12 protein-coding genes, 1 tRNA gene and 1 pseudogene are annotated in these 17,789 nt (G+C 41.7%); 7 read left to right on the forward strand and 7 right to left on the reverse strand.

What is annotated here, in order from left to right; translation table 11 throughout:
• Positions 1 to 282: 282 nt before the first annotated feature.
• Complete coding sequence (locus DP114_RS21235) at positions 283 to 1,353, forward strand: response regulator (protein WP_171977066.1); 1,071 nt, start codon at positions 283 to 285, stop codon at positions 1,351 to 1,353.
• Positions 1,354 to 2,142: 789 nt separating this feature from the next.
• Positions 2,143 to 2,904: pseudogene (locus DP114_RS21240) on the forward strand (Hpt domain-containing protein); the annotation flags it as partial.
• A 139-nt stretch (positions 2,905 to 3,043) separates the two neighbouring features.
• On the opposite strand, the gene cobA reads toward DP114_RS21240, so the two are convergent.
• From cobA to DP114_RS21260, 4 genes are all read right to left on the reverse strand, one after another.
• A complete protein-coding gene (cobA, locus tag DP114_RS21245) occupies positions 3,044 to 3,874 on the reverse strand; it encodes a uroporphyrinogen-III C-methyltransferase (RefSeq protein WP_169266506.1) in 831 nt (276 codons plus the stop codon).
• Complete coding sequence (locus DP114_RS21250; protein ID WP_171977067.1) at positions 3,874 to 4,629, reverse strand: sirohydrochlorin chelatase; 756 nt, start codon at positions 4,627 to 4,629, stop codon at positions 3,874 to 3,876. The genes cobA and DP114_RS21250 overlap by 1 nt, the downstream gene beginning before the upstream one ends.
• Before the next feature lie 165 nt (positions 4,630 to 4,794).
• Positions 4,795 to 5,481, reverse strand: a complete 687-nt coding sequence (locus DP114_RS21255) for a manganese catalase family protein (RefSeq protein WP_171977068.1) — start codon at positions 5,479 to 5,481, stop codon at positions 4,795 to 4,797.
• A gap of 189 nt (positions 5,482 to 5,670) precedes the next feature.
• A complete protein-coding gene (locus DP114_RS21260; RefSeq protein WP_169266509.1) occupies positions 5,671 to 6,051 on the reverse strand; it encodes a DUF4359 domain-containing protein in 381 nt (126 codons plus the stop codon).
• Positions 6,052 to 6,164: 113 nt separating this feature from the next.
• Between DP114_RS21260 and DP114_RS21265 the strand changes: the two genes are divergently transcribed.
• Positions 6,165 to 6,237, forward strand: a tRNA-His gene (locus tag DP114_RS21265).
• A gap of 738 nt (positions 6,238 to 6,975) precedes the next feature.
• Positions 6,976 to 9,396 (forward strand): sucrose synthase, encoded by a 2,421-nt coding sequence (locus DP114_RS21270; protein WP_171978254.1) that lies wholly within the window; start codon positions 6,976 to 6,978, stop codon positions 9,394 to 9,396.
• Between the two features lie 57 nt (positions 9,397 to 9,453).
• Here DP114_RS21270 and DP114_RS36100 read toward each other — a convergent pair whose 3' ends face one another.
• The 3 genes from DP114_RS36100 to cax form a co-directional block, all read right to left on the reverse strand.
• Positions 9,454 to 10,236, reverse strand: coding sequence for a peptidoglycan-binding domain-containing protein (locus tag DP114_RS36100; RefSeq protein ID WP_318284163.1), 783 nt, complete (start codon positions 10,234 to 10,236; stop codon positions 9,454 to 9,456).
• A gap of 590 nt (positions 10,237 to 10,826) precedes the next feature.
• On the reverse strand, positions 10,827 to 11,150 hold the full coding sequence (locus DP114_RS21280) for a peptidoglycan-binding domain-containing protein (RefSeq protein WP_169266510.1): 324 nt from the start codon (positions 11,148 to 11,150) through the stop codon (positions 10,827 to 10,829).
• Between the two features lie 302 nt (positions 11,151 to 11,452).
• Positions 11,453 to 12,544 carry a calcium/proton exchanger gene (gene cax / locus DP114_RS21285; RefSeq protein ID WP_169266511.1) on the reverse strand — a complete coding sequence of 364 codons (1,092 nt, stop codon included), beginning with the start codon at positions 12,542 to 12,544 and terminating at the stop codon, positions 11,453 to 11,455.
• 573 nt (positions 12,545 to 13,117) lie between these two features.
• Here cax and DP114_RS21290 point away from each other — a divergent pair.
• The 3 genes from DP114_RS21290 to DP114_RS21300 all read left to right on the forward strand — a co-directional run bounded on the left by DP114_RS21290 (position 13,118) and on the right by DP114_RS21300 (position 17,500).
• Positions 13,118 to 15,826 carry a DUF3536 domain-containing protein gene (locus DP114_RS21290; protein ID WP_171977069.1) on the forward strand — a complete coding sequence of 903 codons (2,709 nt, stop codon included), beginning with the start codon at positions 13,118 to 13,120 and terminating at the stop codon, positions 15,824 to 15,826.
• A 257-nt stretch (positions 15,827 to 16,083) separates the two neighbouring features.
• Positions 16,084 to 16,632 carry a thermonuclease family protein gene (locus DP114_RS21295; protein ID WP_171977070.1) on the forward strand — a complete coding sequence of 183 codons (549 nt, stop codon included), beginning with the start codon at positions 16,084 to 16,086 and terminating at the stop codon, positions 16,630 to 16,632.
• A gap of 52 nt (positions 16,633 to 16,684) precedes the next feature.
• Entirely contained in the window at positions 16,685 to 17,500 is an 816-nt protein-coding gene (locus tag DP114_RS21300; RefSeq protein WP_171977071.1) for an MOSC domain-containing protein, read from the forward strand.
• The last annotated feature ends 289 nt before the right edge of the window (positions 17,501 to 17,789 follow it).

Consider the following 17,789-nt stretch of genomic DNA (forward strand, 5'->3'; position numbering starts at 1 on the left):
GAACTAGGCTTTTCCAAGCATTGCTCTGCTTTTGGTGAGGGATCTTTGTTTTCAGGGATTGAGTACTGTAATCTCACATCTGTTATTGCTTTGTCTAAACAGGTGTAAGTCATGCTTCACCAACTTTTCAACAAGACAAAGTACAAGTTTGTGGCAATAATATAGAGTCAATACAGATCTAAGTTGCTAGTTACTAATAGCATCATTCTTCTAGTCTCTAGCCACGAGTACCTATCTTCATATCGTTGTTGTTCTTTAAATCAAAAATCTTTCTTTATGAATATGACGACTCTTCCTATTGGTAGATACAGATTTTTTCAGGCATTACAGCCACTATCTCTACTAGGAAAAATGACCAGTAAACCTCTGAGTGGTTGTTGGCAAGTGTTTAGCCCATCCGCTTCTTGGTCAATCTATTTAGATGAAGGTAAACTGATTTATGCCTGTTATACAGATAAAATGTTTGATGTCATTTACAGGCATTTAAACCGTTTAAGTGAGGAAATTCCTACTCTCAATAGTGGAATTGATAAACAGTTGCAGACGCTATTTGAAACTGGACTTGACAATCAAGCAATACAAAATCCAGATTATTTAGCTATTTGCTGGCTCGTGAATCAAAAGTATATGACTCCTGCTCAAGCAGGAATCTTAATAGAGCAATTGGCGATAGAAATTATTGAACAATTTCTGAATATAAAAGAGGGGAGTTATGAATTTGCTTCGGAAAGTGTCCTAGATGATATGCCAAAGTTCTGCCATCTTGATTTACGCTTAATAGTCGAACATTGTCAAAATAGAACACAAGAAGAGGAAAATACTACATCACGCCGGATACAACGCCGATTCCAATCTTTTTCATCAAAAATAAAGCAGTCAAAAGCAAAAATAGAACAAAAATTTACAAATTTTACCAACATTCAAACAGTAGATTTTAATAATAACGATGGTCAACACCAACAGAACTTCCAAAAACCATTTAACAAAAAGACTTATACAGTAGTCTGCGTTGATGATAGTCCTATGATCATCAACGTCATCACGAATTTCTTAGATAATCAAATATTTTCTGTGATTGGAATAGATGACTCTTTAAAAGCTTTAATGCAAATTATCCGTATTAAACCTGACCTCATTTTACTAGATATCGAAATGCCAAACTTAGATGGTTATGAACTGTGTACCCTGTTACGAAAACATTCATACTTTCAGAACACTCCAGTGATTATGGTTACGGGTAGAGCAGGATTGATAGACAGAGCAAAAGCAAAGATGGTTAGAGCAACAGGCTATCTAATCAAGCCTTTTACACAAGTAGATTTGCTGAAAGTTATCTCTCAACACATTGAATAATTTATAAGTGAGCAATACAATTCATACCAAATTTGGGTGACTCCGCTTGAACATTAGTCAGCACGCTTAAGAACAAGTCTCGTATAGCCGCACCTGTCTGTACCAGTGTTCTATAGCGGATTATTACCACGTATGCGCAAAGCGCAGGCTAGGCCAACAAAGCAGCGTCTTCGACAGCAAAGGGAAAACATCAGTTCCTAACAAAGGCGTCTACAACGGGGAGAACCCCCCCTAAGAGCGGACTGGCTTTAACCTACAATATCTTAATGTTTACTTTCACCCATCGGTTCTTATAATAAAAACAAAACTTGACAATCACTTTTGTAGGAATGCTCATAATGAGCAGTTTTGTTTTTTATATTAGCTTCAATATATATCAGGGTCATCACAAGTAAAGTATCTCCTCTTTACAGTTCTAAGGATGTGAAAGCGATTTTATATTCTTCAACGATTGACAGAATATATAATTTGCTATTATAAATTATCTCATTTGATTAGATTATTAACAGTACCCAGGAAACTTGCTAAATAGCGACAATAATTAGTCATGTTTTCTTTGGCAATTGGAGATGACTAATGACAATAACCCTATGGCGCTCTGCCACGCCTTACGGCTAACGCATGATTGCGTGCGCTTTGGGCTTACGGAGACGCGCTCGTCCCAAGGGGACACGCTACGCATTCGCTCTTAGCGTGCGCTGTGCGCTTACGCGAACGCCAGTCGCCTGGTTGTCGGGAAGCAAGGACCGCAGCACTGGTTTCAATAAAGACTCTTGACGAATAAAGATTATGTTACGAGACAAAGAATTACAAACCCAGTTGCAGTTTTTCGAGGAAGTAACTGACTCTCTCAATACCCTAGAAACTGTATTATTAGAAGTCAAATTTAATCGTGAAATTGCTCTATCAAAAATAAATGCTGGAGTCAGAGCTGCTCATTCCATAAAAGGTGGTGCAGGCATAATGGGATTTCGGACTTTAAGTGCTTTAGCTCACCGATTAGAAGATTACTTTAAAGTTTTGACAACTCAGAAAGACCCTTTAGAACTTGACGCTGATTTGCAAAGCCTACTTTTAGCTGGAGTAGATTGGTTACGCCAAATAGTAAAACTACATTCAGAAGGTTATACCATCGATGAACAATGGTTAGCAACCTTTTGTTATCCAGTTTTTGAAGAGTTACAAGATCGTTTGGGCTGTTTGATTTCTGAGGATACGATAACAGTTCTATCACCAGAGAGTGCGTTACAAGACATAATTCGCTTACTGTTTCAAACGGAAGTAGAAGACTGTTTGCAACGCCTAGAATCATTAATTTTAAATAGTGAACAATCTGTTTTGCGACACGAAGCTAATCTCATGGCAATAGAGTTGGGTGGCTTGGGCGAAATGCTCCAGCTACAAGCTTTTACTCAGCTTTGTAAGTCCATAACCGAGAAATTAGAAGCAGCAGAAAAAGTTGAAGAAATTGCACGCTCAGCCTTGCAAGCATGGCGACAGTCACAAACTTTAATACTAACAAATCAAATTGATAGTTTACCAACACAAATTACCCATAATACCCAAAGAAGTTGTAATTTCTATCAAGTTGCATTTCAACAAATCACTTGAGAGTGTTGATACTCGGTTTACTTATCAAAGTATGCCCGTAAACTATACTTTGAATCACCCCAAGGGGGTTGACTCATGATCAATTGCGAAATCTAGCGTGCATCTTGACTACTGAACCAATGACAACAATTGCTGGGGCTTCAAACCCAGATGCCTCAACTTGCTCTACAATTGTTCCCAGCTGACCAACTAATTCTTCTTGATCCGGTCGCGTACCCCACCGTACCAGAGCAATAGGCGTTTCTGAATTCAACCCGGCTTCGGTTAACTGTTCGACGATGTGAGACAAATTGTGGATACCCATGTATATTACGATTGTTTCTGAACCGTGGGCGATCGCATTCCAATTTACGGCGGGTCGGTACTTACCTGCTGCCTCATGTCCTGTCACAAAAGTTACAGAAGAACTATATAACCGATGCGTCAAAGCTATACCTGCATAAGCTGGAGCAGCAATTCCCGATGTCACACCAGGCACAACTTCCACAGGAATTCCAGCTTCTACCAATTCTTCCATCTCTTCGCCACCACGACCAAATATAAACGGGTCACCCCCCTTAAGTCGCACAACAATGGCATTATCCTGTGCCTTAGCAATGAGCAAGTGCGTTGTTTCTTCCTGTAAAATTGAATGACGTCCCCGTCGCTTGCCAGCATCAATCTTCTGGGCTTGAGGATTAATCATCGCCAAAATTGCTGGACTGACCAAGGCATCATAAATCACTACATCCGCACACTCTAACAAACTCTTGCCTTTGAGAGTCATCAACCCCGGATCTCCCGGTCCCGCGCCTACTAGGTACACCTTACCCAAATACTTCTTTTGCTGTTGGTTCTCTTCGAGACGGCTTCTGCCGAACGCGTCCTTCTTTTGGAGAGGGCTTGCGCCGAACGTGTCTTCGCGGTTCATTATTTTAACAAATCCCAAATCAATTCCACTAATTCTTTACTTGCTCCCAAAGGCTCAGTCAGTTGAAAGTTCACTTCAGGAAACTGTAATTTTAACTCTTGTTGCTTTTGAGCAACAGTGTCCGTCATTCCACCTGGAAATAGAAAGTATGGTATTATGGCTAAATTCTTATAGCCAGTACCCACTAACTCTTGTACCCGTGCTTCCAACCTAGGAGACACACCCAAGTATGCAGCTACTGCTCCTATCTTCGCCGCCATTGCTTCCACTGGAACATTACCTTCAAGGCGACGACTACCATGAGCCAAAAGAATTTTTGCTTCTGCTTTTGTAGCAATCAACTGCTTGGCTAGTAAGCACTCTAAACCAGGGTGAGAGCCTAAGTATGGTTGTAAAAATATCTTAATATTCTGACCGATAGCCTGCTGTGCCAGTGCGACTTGGGCTGGAATATCTTCCATCACATGAACTCCTGGCAACAGAAATAGTGGTTGGATTTTGAGACTATCACATCCAGAATCTAAAGCATTCTTAGCAAATTTTATGATTTGCTTATGCAGGGGTTCAGGATTTAATTCCAAGTACGCTGTACCGACCAAGGTTTGACATTTCAACTGAGAAGTTATACCTCCAGTTGTTGTAACGAGTAAATCGCTTTGTATCTTATGACATAACAGTTCTACCAGATGTTGGATAGCAATTTCCGGACGCGGATCGTGACTTCCGTGAGATACCAGCAAATGTGCAGATGCCATTACCAAGGACGTTACTTAAATGTTTCGATTGATTAAATATAGCGTAGGTTGAATTAAGTCACTATATGGCAATAGATAGAAAATAAGTATTGCCAGAAACTGTTAGTTCCTGGCTGCTGTAGGGATTAATTGAGAATATTATTAGATAGCGGCTTCTTTCTCAGCTTACTTTTCTTCTGCAACGGGGTCAGCAATGTAACGGAAAGTAGGTTCCTCGTTCCAAGGACCGCGCTCATCCTTACCATTAGTAGACAAGTTGTAGTAAATGTCTACAGTGCTATCAGGTTGGATATTACCAAAGAATGGGTCAGTTAACTTACCCAAAGAGTCCAACGCCTTCATGAACATTTGAGTATGAGAAATTTCCCGAGTCAGAAGATGCACAAGTGCCTCTTTGGTTCCATCATCAGGAGCTAGCTTAATCAATGACTCGTAAGTTTGACGTGCGCCAGCTTCAGCAGCAATGTCTGCCCGCAAATCGCGCACTACGTCACCACCTTCATTAATATAAGCTGCTGACCAAGCTTGACCTTGACTATCTAGCAAGTGAGGTCCTACACCCCGCACAGCAAACAAGGTACTTTTGTAAGCTTCAGTTTGGTCAACATTTTTGGTATGAGAGTCGATGAGCTTACCAATCATTTCTAAGTGGCTAAACTCTTCGAGAGCAATATCTTGCAACATATCCTTAATTCCGGCATGTTCGCAATGTAAGGATTGCGTCCAGTATTGCAAAGCCGCTGTTAATTCACCTGTTGCGCCACCAAACTGTTCTAGAAGCAGCTGAGCAAAACGTGGATTTGGATCAGCAATGTTAACAGGTCGAATTGTTTCTTTTTTATGAAAAAACACAATAGTTCTCCTTTATTTTAGGTATTTATGCCAATTTCTTCGGAGTATCTTGAATCAGACTCTTGAAATCGGAAAAATTCCTACTCTCTTTACAAAATGTTAACGGTGGCAGCTTGCTGAAACCTTGATCCTGGGGAAGACTTGCTATCTAAGTAGCTCTATCCAAAGTTGTTATTATTTTTGGCTAAGTTACTGCTTTTGAGCGTTGTATGTGTAGAAATTTTCAAAAGCTCCCACCGTTTCAAATTTATAAGAAGGTACCCAATTATTAAGTTTAAAATCTGTACGGTAAACACTAAAAATGAGAAAATCTTGTTTTTCAGTACTAATGGAGATAATTTCCCTCATACGCGGGTTTGCTGCTTCTAGCAGTTTATCGCAGTTCATTCGTATTACATTTTCTAATATATTTGGGCTTTTCTTACAGACATTGCTTTTCAAATACTCGCTCAGGGTTTGTACTGCATACTCTTCATATTTGGTCTGACTAGGATTTGTATTCGCCATTGCCATACCCAAGACTGCTACTCCGACGACTCCCAGGCATGTAATAATAGTGATAGCTCTCATTTGTCTCAACTGCTATTTGCCATAGATATTAGACTCCAGATTATTGAAGTCCGTTCCTTTGGCAAAAGCACTTGATCTATTCAGCAGCTAGTGTTATATTATGGATAATAATGGCGAGCGTAGCCAAGCGGTTAAGGCAGAGGTTTGTGGTACCTCCACTGGTGGGTTCGACTCCCATCGTTCGCCCTGAGGTAATTGTTAGTTGTTGACAGGCAACTGACTCAGCAATCAAAGTGAAATCCCCCAACTCAAGTTTGGGGGATTTTGTTAACAAGGTTTTTTGAGTAATTTTTTATCTTTATTCTCGAACAAAAGGCTGTTTGCGTCTTACGGATGCTCAGCCATAAAAATTGACCTTGCTTTAAAGAATATGCTGAAATTAGAAATATTTGAAGACATCTTTCATTTGTATAATAAATGACTTAATGTTCCTTGAATTCAATTTCTATTCTTCGCTAACTATAAAATAAAAAGAGAAACTTTTGTTTCAGTTATTTCAGTAATCATCACGCTAAAACAGGATAGGACGAAAGGAAGTTTTATTAGTACTTCCAAAGATATTTACCCTGGCAATCTAAGCGAAAGTTATATGGCAGTAGGTAAGAGTTTATTCTTTAAATGAAATCGGGTTTTTCAATAAAAATGCTTAGTATTTATAATTACACGTTTTGGATAATCACTTGATATTTTCCGTTTTGTTGAAGACAAAAACAACGAAAGAGTACGCCTTTAGTTAGAGTGCAAAATACTCATATATAAGATTAGCGTAAAAAGGTAGAGAGGTTTAAAGATACTCAGAGTAGTAATAATTGCTAATTGCCAAGGTGTAGTACTTGTTTATACGATTACCCATGGGCAGTTGACTATTAGCTATTGCTCAGTCAAATGCTGAATCCAAAACCTACAATTATCTCACAAGTTGCTATGTCAGAATTACTTCAAGCTGTTTTAAATAGTGAAGAAAAAAGTGATTTGCGTTCCCTGATCAGTGAGTTACGTCAGCAAGAAAAAAAATACTTGCTGCGGAACGACATACTCAATTTATATGGTGAATATTGCTCTAAGTACGAAAAACCTGAGCAATTTTACACTGCTTCTCATTTAGCAAAACTTGTTTACTACACTCAAGAAATCATTCAAGAGGAATCAAGTCTGTGCTTCATCATACGACCAAAGATTGCTAGTCAAGAGGTTTACCGACTGACAGGCGACTTGAGTGTACAGCCGATGACGGTTCAGGAACTGTTGGATTTGCGCGATCGCCTAGTAAACCGACATAATCCCAACGAAGGCGACCTCTTGGAATTGGATTTTGGTCCATTTTACGATTACACCCCGGTGATTCGCGATCCAAAAAATATTGGTAAGGGGGTGCAGTTTCTCAACCGCTACCTATCCAGTAAGCTGTTTGCTGACCCCAAGCAATGGCTAGAAGGCTTGTTTAACTTCTTGCGCCTACACCAATACAACGGTGTTCAACTGCTTATCAACCAGCGGATTCAGTCACAGCAGCAACTGTCTGATCAAGTCAAAAAAGCCATCTCTTTCGTCAGCGATCGTCCCAGTGAGGAACCCTACGAAGAATTCCGATTTGAGATGCAAGTGATGGGCTTTGAACCAGGTTGGGGGCATACTGCGCAGCGAGTCCAGGAAAGCTTGAGTATTCTGGATGAATTGATTGACTCTCCCGATCCCCAGACCTTGGAAGCTTTCATCTCTCGCATCCCGATGATTTTTAGAATCGTCTTGGTTTCTGCCCACGGTTGGTTTGGGCAAGAGGGAGTTTTGGGACGTCCCGACACTGGGGGTCAAGTGGTTTACGTCCTCGACCAAGCGAAGAACTTGGAAAAGCAACTGCAAGAAGACGTGATGTTGGCTGGTTTAGAAGGATTGAATGTCAAGCCGAAGGTGATTATTCTCAGCCGCCTTATCCCCAACAGTGATGGCACCCTTTGTAACCAGCGCCTAGAAAAAGTCCACGATACTGAGAACGCCTGGATTTTGCGAGTGCCTTTGCGGGAATTCAATCCCAACATGACACAAAACTGGATTTCGCGGTTTGAATTTTGGCCCTATCTGGAAACCTTTGCTATAGATTCCGAAAAAGAACTGCTGGCAGAGTTTCAGGGTAAACCAGATTTAATTGTTGGTAACTACACTGATGGGAATTTGGTAGCGTTTTTGCTGTCACGCAGACTGCGTGTCACACAGTGTAACATTGCCCATGCCTTAGAAAAGTCCAAATACTTGTTCAGTAATTTGTATTGGCAAGATTTGGAGGATAAATATCATTTTTCGTTACAATTCAGCGCTGACTTGTTGGCGATGAATGCTGCCAACTTTATCATCAGCAGCACTTACCAAGAAATTGTGGGCACGCCGGATAGTGTAGGACAGTACGAGTCACTCAAGTGCTTCACCATGCCGGAACTGTACCACGTTGTTAATGGGATTGAACTGTTTAGTCCCAAGTTTAACGTGGTACCGCCTGGAGTGAACGAGAATGCTTATTTCCCATATACTCGTACGCAAGACAGAGTTGAGAGCGATCGCCTCAGATTAGAAGAAATGCTCTTCACTCTGGAAGACGACTCTCAAATTTTTGGTAGACTTGATGATCCAACCAAGCGTCCGCTTTTCTCAATGGCGCGTCTTGACCGCATTAAGAACCTCACTGGTTTAGCCGAATGCTTTGGTCAGAATCAACAGTTGCAGGAACAATGTAACCTGATTTTGGTAGCGGGTAAGTTGCGTGTAGAAGAATCAGGCGACAACGAAGAACGCGATGAGATTGTTAAACTTTACCAAATCATAGAGCAGTACAATCTCTATGGTAAAATTCGCTGGTTGGGTGTGCGTTTGACCAAATCTGACTCTGGCGAAATCTATCGGGTCATTGCTGATCACCAAGGAATCTTTGTACAACCTGCTTTGTTTGAAGCATTTGGTTTGACAATTTTAGAATCGATGATTTCGGGATTACCAACTTTTGCGACGCAATTTGGTGGGCCATTAGAAATCATCCAAGATAAGGTAAACGGTTTTTATATCAACCCAACAAATTTAGAAGAAACAGCCGAAAAACTTCTTGAGTTTGTCCAGAAGTGCGGACAAAATCCCAATTATTGGAATCAAATTTCAAAACAAGCCATTGACCGAGTTTATAGCACTTATACATGGAAAATTCACACTTCTAAGTTGCTATCATTAGCACGCATTTATGGTTTTTGGAACTTTATCTCCAAAGAGAATCGGGAGGATTTGTTGCGCTACATCGAGGCTTTGTTCTATTTAATTTACAAGCCAAGAGCGCAACAATTATTAGAGCAGCATAAGCATCGTTAAGGTCTCAGTGATTTGTCATTTGTCTTTTCCAAAGGACAAATGACAAATCACTATTGGCTATTTTGTCAATTCATACCAAGTTCTTTGACCAACTATGCCATCCACTGCTAAATTCCGTTTGTTTTGGAAAGCTTTAACAGCAGCTTCTGTCAAGGCACCAAAAACCCCATCAGATCGAATACTATAACCATTAGACGATAACAACTGTTGCAAGACTTTTACAGCAACACCCGAGCTACTAAAACGCAAAATTGGCAAAGATTGGCTAGTATCTATTTGAGGAACTATTTGCTTTCTTTGGCCAATAACTGTTTTAGCTGAAGATTCTGAAGCTACTTGTAACCCGAAAAAATAAGTAGAAGCAAGCATAATCTTCTGACTTTCTTTGAGCGGACTTTTTTTGAAATTTCGGACAGTGTGTTCCCACTCTGCTACGAATTGAGGGATAGCATCAAAGGGCAAAAGTATTTCTGGCTCTGCACATAGATGAAAGCATTGAGTGTTTATAATGATATCTTCTGTTGTGTCCTTTGCTGCGACCTGAAAATTCTTTGCTCTAGCTATATTAGGAGAGCCTTTATAACCAATATTGATTTCTACTGGATGAAGTATACTTTTGTTTTCTATACTTATGATCGACGTAGCAGCTTGAGCAGCCATATCAGGCTGTACAAATTCAGGTGGTGTAATTTGAGCAGCTGACACTATCTGAGATAGCTGCCTTTGTGTTAACTTCTCCTTGTTATTGTCTCGCTGAACTAATCGCAGTTCCGGTGCAATGGTCGGAGACAGTTGTCCTGTTGTTAACACGCTCGTCATCAGCAGGGCAATATCTGTCATTGTATTTCATTTTACTAACACCCATGTTTCCTTTCACAGGGAAAATTGCTGGTGTTCCGGAATAGACAGTACTGGAAAATAAAAAAATCTGATAAATTCTTTGAAAAGAATTAGCAAAATATGATTTACCAGTATCTGTTAAGTTGTAATGCATTCAAAATGGACTGGGGACTTGTGAAGGTTGTCCTTTGTCAAAAGTCATTTGTCATTTGTATTGCTTTGAACAAATGAAAGTCTTGCGATGCTCCGTTCGCCGTTCGCCCAAGCCGCGTGCGCTCTGCGCTCAGGCGTGGCGTAGCCATAGGAGCCTTCATGGGCGATAAGCCGTAAGTCCTGCGGACAGGCTACGCCAACGCGCAGCGTGCGCTTTGCGCTCAGGCTTGACGCTACGCGTATCGCAATATGCAAATTATAGGCGCTACAGCTTACTTGTCAAGGTATGTACAAAATACATCAAATGTAGAATACTCATCAAATCTAAAAGTTTTATTCCACAAATCCAGAGAAACTAACTACAAAAAAAATACGAATTATGAGTGCTTAAAAGTTTCACAATCCATAATTATATAGCATATCGACTCAATTTTTGACTAACCTGACAATACAGCCCAAGTTCTTGCACCAACGACTCCGTCCGCTTTTAAACCGCGTGAACTCTGGAAAGCTTTAACAGCAACTTCTGTCAGCGCGCCAAAAACTCCATCAATTTGAACAAAGTAGCCATTAGATATTAAAAGTCGCTGTAAGGTTCTTACAGTGCTTCCTGTGTTACCAAACCGTAGAGTAGGTAGACCTGAACTAGAGACAGCTTTCATCTTGATAGATTGTGCTAATGGTTGTATCACGTGATGAGATGTAGGTTGTGCTTTAGGCTGTGACTCAGGCTTTGCTAATGGTTGTTCTTGATTTGCCATATAAATTAATTTATAAAACTATTTTTCATAAGTTTCAACCGTATCTACAATGCCAAAGAAATCACTCATTCAGAAGAAGTGGTTTTCGCTTCTGGGTAGTGGGCACCTCGGACCGCAGTCGGCATGAGTTACTCAGTATTGTTCTATGGATATTATTCATATTCAGGAACTTTGTTTCCGCATTTTTTTGCTAATTTTAATTGAAAAATATGAGGAAGTGGCGAAAAAAAGAGCGAAGCCCCTGACCTATCCTACTAAGGGTGGCTCAGGGGATCATCTATAATATTGTAGCTAAGCTATTCTCAAGCCATACCATCAACAAACGGAAGGAAGTAGAAAGCAAACCCCAACACTGCATACGCAGCTAAGAGTAGTACACCTTCTAACCAATTTGACTTACCGTCGGAACTGATGCTATTAGCAATGAACACCGCTACAACCACAGCTACTAATTCAAAAAGATTAAAATTTAAATCCATCGGTTGACCAAGTACCCGCCCTGCTAAAACTAAAAAGGGAGCAACAAACAGGGCAATCTGCATACTTGATCCCACCGCCACAGAAACAGAAAGATCCATCTTATCTTTCATTGCCACTGTCACGGCTGTTGCGTGTTCAGCAGCGTTGCCAATAATAGGTACGACGATTACCCCTGTAAAAAGTGCTGTCAAACCTAACTCTGATGTAGCTACTTCTAAAGAATCAACTAGCAATTCTGATTCCAATGCAACTAAGAGGGTACATACTAATAAAACCCCAGTCCACAACCAAATATTTGGTTTCTTGAGATGCGTTTCATCTTCGGTTGTTTCTGCCATACCCACATCGTAAAGATAAGTGTGGGTTTTCATCGAGAATAACAAAGTTAGGGCATAAACGAGAATGAGTACCACAGCAACGGCAAGGGACAGATTTTGCAGGGTTTTTTCCTGTATTGCTTGAGAGTTAAATTTCATCGCTGTGGGCAGTAGAATCGCAATCACCGCCAAATTCATTGAAGAAGCGTTGACTCGCGCTACAACTGGCTGAAACGTCTGTTCTTTATGGCGCAGTCCACCCAAAAACATGGAAAGACCCATCACCAGCAGTAAGTTACCGATAATTGATCCCGTGATACTGGCTTTGACGACATTCACAAGTCCGGCGTTTAGGGCAACTAAGGCAATAATTAATTCTGTGGCGTTACCAAAGGTGGCGTTTAGCAACCCCCCTACTGTTGGACCAACCACGACAGCAACTTCTTCTGTGGCTGTCCCCATCCAACCTGCTAAGGGCAAAATAGCTAAACCAGCAGTGATGAAAACTGTTAACTCTCCCCACTCTAAGTAATGAGCCGCTATGGAAACCGGAATAAACAGTAACAAAACCAAAAATAGAATGTTTTTACCTGACATTTGTCATTTTAAGGTGAAAGTATTAGAAACAGATGTGTAAGCTTAGAACTCCTCCGTCAGTCCTGAGCAATGAGTTTTCTGTACAACAGAATTCTGAGTTTTGAATATATTACACTACAACACCGACGAGCACTCCCATTGATCAAACTCTAGGATACCCCCAGTTCTCTAATTAAGGAGTTCTCAAATTTAACTATTTGCTTTCTCGACAGAGATTTGTAAAATAAGATTGCGATATAAGTACAATTTGAAATGTTTCGTTGCAAAAGTTTCCAATAAACTTCTGATTTTACACCAAGGATGGGGTTTAATATATTAAAAGACAATTAAATTTTTAACAGTACCAACGACGAAGCCTGCTAACATGGCTTATGTCAATAGGTTGATTGCATCGGGCAAAAGACTGCTTGATAATGCAGATTACCCCCAACACGAACACCACTACCTCGGAATTTGGTTTGATATCATAGTTGCTGTTGAAACTAACTGTTGTTGAAATGCCGCTGTAGGAAGGTTTATCAGCATTATCAAAGAAAGCAACTGCAAGGACTGTTTATTTTTTGGAATAATTTCATGACTTCTGCTGCTGAACTACCAGCTAGTGCTGGTTCAAATTTGACGCCACCTGAAAATATCAAAAACACCCAAATGCCCGATCCCCTGAGACAGGCTACTGGTGTTTACGTCACGGTTCATGGCCATTTTTATCAACCACCACGCGAAAACCCTTATCTAGACGCGATTGAACGCCAATCTGGTGCAGCGCCTTTCCATGATTGGAACGAACGAATTCACCATGAATGTTATCGCCCCAATGCCTTTGCCAGAGTGTTCAATGAGCGCGGCGAAGTGGTGGGGATCGTAAATAATTATGAGTATTTGAGCTTTAATATAGGACCAACGCTGATGTCGTGGCTAGAACGCCACGATGTAGAGGTTTATCAGCGAATTTTGGAAGCAGACGCTAAAAGTTGCTATCGCCTCAACGGACATGGCAATGCGATCGCGCAAGTATATAACCACATCATCATGCCTCTGGCAAATGAGCGTGATAAATACACCCAGATTCGCTGGGGCAAAGAAGACTTCCGCTCCCGCTTTGGACGTGATCCCGAAGGAATGTGGCTGGCAGAGACTGCTGTAGACTACCCCACATTGAAAGCTTTAGTTGATGAGGGGATTCGCTTTATTGTGCTTGCACCATCACAAGCACAACGTTGTCGTCTTTTGCCCACCCAGGATAATCCCAACCCTGAATGGTACGAAGTTGGTGGGAGTCAGATTGATCCCACACGCCCCTATCGTTGCTTTTTGAAAGAGACTGACGAATTAGAAGTAGAGGCAGGATCAGATAACTCATCTGTTCAATCGCGCCCCTATATCGATATCTTCTTCTACGATGGTCCGATCTCGCGGGATATGGGCTTTAGTGAGGTTCTGTTCAATTCCAATCATTTAGCTGGACGCATCGGTTCAGCTGTGCGTGGGGATCATCGTCCTGCACAGTTAATTTCTGTCGCCACAGATGGGGAAACCTTTGGACATCACAAGGCAGGAACCGAAAAAACATTAGCCTACGCCTTTAAAAAAGAGTTTCCCCATTGGGGTTGGACAGTCACCAACTTTGCCCACTACCTCAGCTTAAATACTCCCACATGGGAAGTGGAAATTAAGTCAGTCACAGCATGGAGTTGCGCTCACGGCGTTGATAGATGGCAAGATGATTGTGGTTGCGGTGGTGGCGGTACATGGCACCAAAAATGGCGTCGCCCCTTACGAGATGCATTGAATTGGCTGCGGGATCAACTGATTTCAGTGTATGAAGAGCATGGCAGACACTTTTTCATTGATCCCTGGCAGGCACGAGATGAATATATCCAAGTGATAGGCGATCGCTCTCCAGAAAACGTGAGTCGGTTCCTGTTGCGTCACCAAACTCGTAAACTCACAGCCAGTGAACAAGTAGACGCCCTGCGCCTATTGGAAATGCAACGTCATGCTTTGCTGATGTTCACCAGTTGTGGGTGGTTTTTTGAAGAACTTTCGCGTCCAGAAGGAACGCAAATTCTGCGTTACGCGGCGCGTGCTTTGGAACTCGCAGGGGATGTCTCTGGCGTACAGTTGGAAAAAGGCTTCCTCAAACACCTAAACCAAGCACCCAGCAATGTTGATTCGTTCAAACATGGTGGTGAAGTTTATCGCCAGTTGGTGCTAACGGCTCAAGTCGGCTTTAAACAAGTTGCTGCCCAATACGCCATAACCTCACTCTTTACCAATCACAAACCTGTAGAGACGCCCCATACAGCGTCTTCACAAAATGGGCAGAATGGTTCGATCAAGCATTCTCATCTACATAAAAAGCGGGTTTATTGCTACACCGCCAACGAACTCGATTACCAATTGCAACGGATGGGATCATTGACTCTGGCTGTGGGAAATTTGAACCTCGTCTCAGAGATTACCTGGGAAAGCGAACATTTAGTTTTTGCTGTTCTGCATCTTGGTGGTTGGGATTTCCATTGTTGCATTCAACCCTTCGAGGGACGATTGGCTTACACTGAGTTAAAAGAAAAGCTGTTTGGGGCGCTGCAAGAAGGTAGTGCAGCTCATACAATCTTGGCGATGACGCAGTTCTTTGGTGAAGAGTCTTTCAGCTTGCGCAATCTTTTTGCAGAAGAACGCCATCGACTCATGCATCTGTTGAGTCAAGAAACTTTGTCACGATTAGACCAACTTTATACCCAAGAGTATCGTGAGAATTACGGTGTTTTGATGGCATTCCACCGTGATGAAGTCCAAGCACCGCAAGAGTTGCAGGTAGCAGCAGAAATAGCTTTGGGATATCGATTTTTGATAACTTTACGCTCACTTGATCAAGACATTGCTGAACCGCAATCAAGTTGGAATCACATCGTCGAGTTAGAGGCGATCGCCACAGAAGCCAAGCACCTGCATTGTCATCTAAATATTCGCGAAGGTAAGCAGATATTAGAGCAGTTAATATTGCGTTCTCTGTGGCAATTCTTGCACGATCCCAGCGGGACTTTTGATGCAGATTTGCAACGGCTAGAACGATTAATTGATGTGGCAAATCAGTTAAATCTTGGTATCTCTCTTGAGCGCTCTCAAGAACTATACTTCAGTTGTTTGCACAGTCAGATTGTGCCACGCTTTATGGCTAAAACTGCTCAAAGTCAGGATAGCGTTCAGTACCGTCAGTTGTTGAAGCTGGGGCAAAAATTAGGGGTAGAAGTGAGTACTTGGTTAACTCAGTTGGGCTAAAACGACACCAAAATTTTTCCCTCTCCTTGATAAGGAGAGGGATGCCCGACAGGGCAGGGTGAGGTTTTCCCAGAATTTTGGGTAATTGATGACTTGTGTGTACACCCCCAGCCTCCAGCGGGAGGTATGAGAAAGTGAAATCAAGTCAAACTCTTTTATTTGAACTATAAGAACTTAGACTTTGAGAGTTATAAAAAGTGAAAAACAGTCATACAACAGAAGATATATGATTTGATAGAAAATATATTATCAAACAAATGAAACAGGCGTTGATTTGGCTTTGTGCAGCTACCCTCATTTTTGGTTTAATGAGCTGTGATCGCATTTTTCCCTCTGGTGACTTAGTGCAAAAAGTCAGTGATGGCGATACTATCGCCGTGAAAGACGCCAAGGGGAGCAAAATCAATGTGCGGTTTGCATGTGTGGATGCACCGGAAATCCCGCACTCTAAGAAAGAAAAGCAAAGTAAAAGTTCTGTTTTTCTCAACCAATTTGATTGGGGAGCAAAGGCGCAAGAACGAGTGCAGCAACTGGTGAATCAAGGAGGCGATCGCGTCAAACTAAATATTACCGATAGCGACAGGTACGGACGCAAAGTCGCTGAAATTCGTTTGCCCAATGGGACTTTTATCCAAGAAGTATTAGTACGAGAAGGATTAGCGCTTGTTTACCGTCCTTATTTAAATAAGTGTCCCAGCAGAAATATCATTGAACAAGCTGAAGTTCAGGCGCAAAATAGTCGGCGAGGAGTCTGGAGTGATGCGAAATTTGTCAAGCCTTGGGAATACAGGAGTTTATACAAATAACATTTAAAATTTGAGTAGCGAGTTTTACAAGCCTCGTGAAAGCAATTTTATTATGTCACCTTACCTGGAAGCCATTTCTATTTACCCAATTAAATCTCTCGACAAGATTGATGTCAATTTAGCAAGAATTCTTGAGAGTGGCGCACTTGAGCATGATCGAGAGTTTGCCTTATTTGATGAACAAGGTCATTTTGTCAATGCAAAGCGCAATGCCAAGATTCACTTGCTGCGATCAACGTTTGATCCTAACTTAAAAACACTCTCCCTACACATTCAGGGAACTGACCAAAAAGCTATTTTTCACCTTCATGATCAGCAACCCTCTCTAGAAGCCTGGTTAAGTGATTATTTTGGTTTTCCAGTTAAGTTAATGCAAAACACAATAACTGGTTTTCCAGATGATCTTAATGCTAAAGGACCCACCGTGGTTAGTACAGCCACACTTGAAGAAGTCGCTTCCTGGTTTCCTAATATGAGTGTTGATGAAATGCGACTCCGTATGCGAGCGAATATAGAAATTGGTGGAGTTCCAGCGTTTTGGGAAGATCAATTATTTACTGAAGCAGGAAAGTACGTTCACTTTCAAATAGGAGAAGTCTTGTTTGAGGGAGTGAATCCTTGTCAGCGTTGCGTCGTTCCCTCACGAGATTCTCAAACAGGAAAGGTGACAACTCATTTTCAGAAAGTGTTTGTGGCTAAGCGCAAAGATTCTCTACCATCTTGGACAACGTCAACCCGTTTCAATCATTTCTACAAGTTAAGCGTGAATACAAATATACCTGCATCAGAAGCAGGAAAAATACTACATCAAGGAGATGAGGTCAAAATTCTGAGTGTCAGCCAAAGCAACGTAAGGATAGCGGATTGAACAACATCCAAATCACTCGTTTAACCTCACCCTGCCCTATCGGGCATCCCTCTCCTTAGCAAGGAGAGGGAAAGATTGACTGGTTCCCAGCCTGGAGGCTGGGAACCCATCCTGGGAGGCTCCGCCTCCGGGGGCTTGACAGAGGCAGAGCCTCTCAAAATACATTCCCAGCTTAGAAGCTGGGAACGAGGCAACCTCACCCTGCCCTGTCGGGCATCCCTCTCCTTATTAAGGAGAGGGAAAGATTTTAGCGCCGATTCAAGCGAGGGTGAGGTGAAAACGAGATGTG

Source organism: Brasilonema sennae CENA114 (genome assembly GCF_006968745.1).
GTDB classification, from domain to species: Bacteria; Cyanobacteriota; Cyanobacteriia; order Cyanobacteriales; family Nostocaceae; genus Brasilonema; species Brasilonema sennae.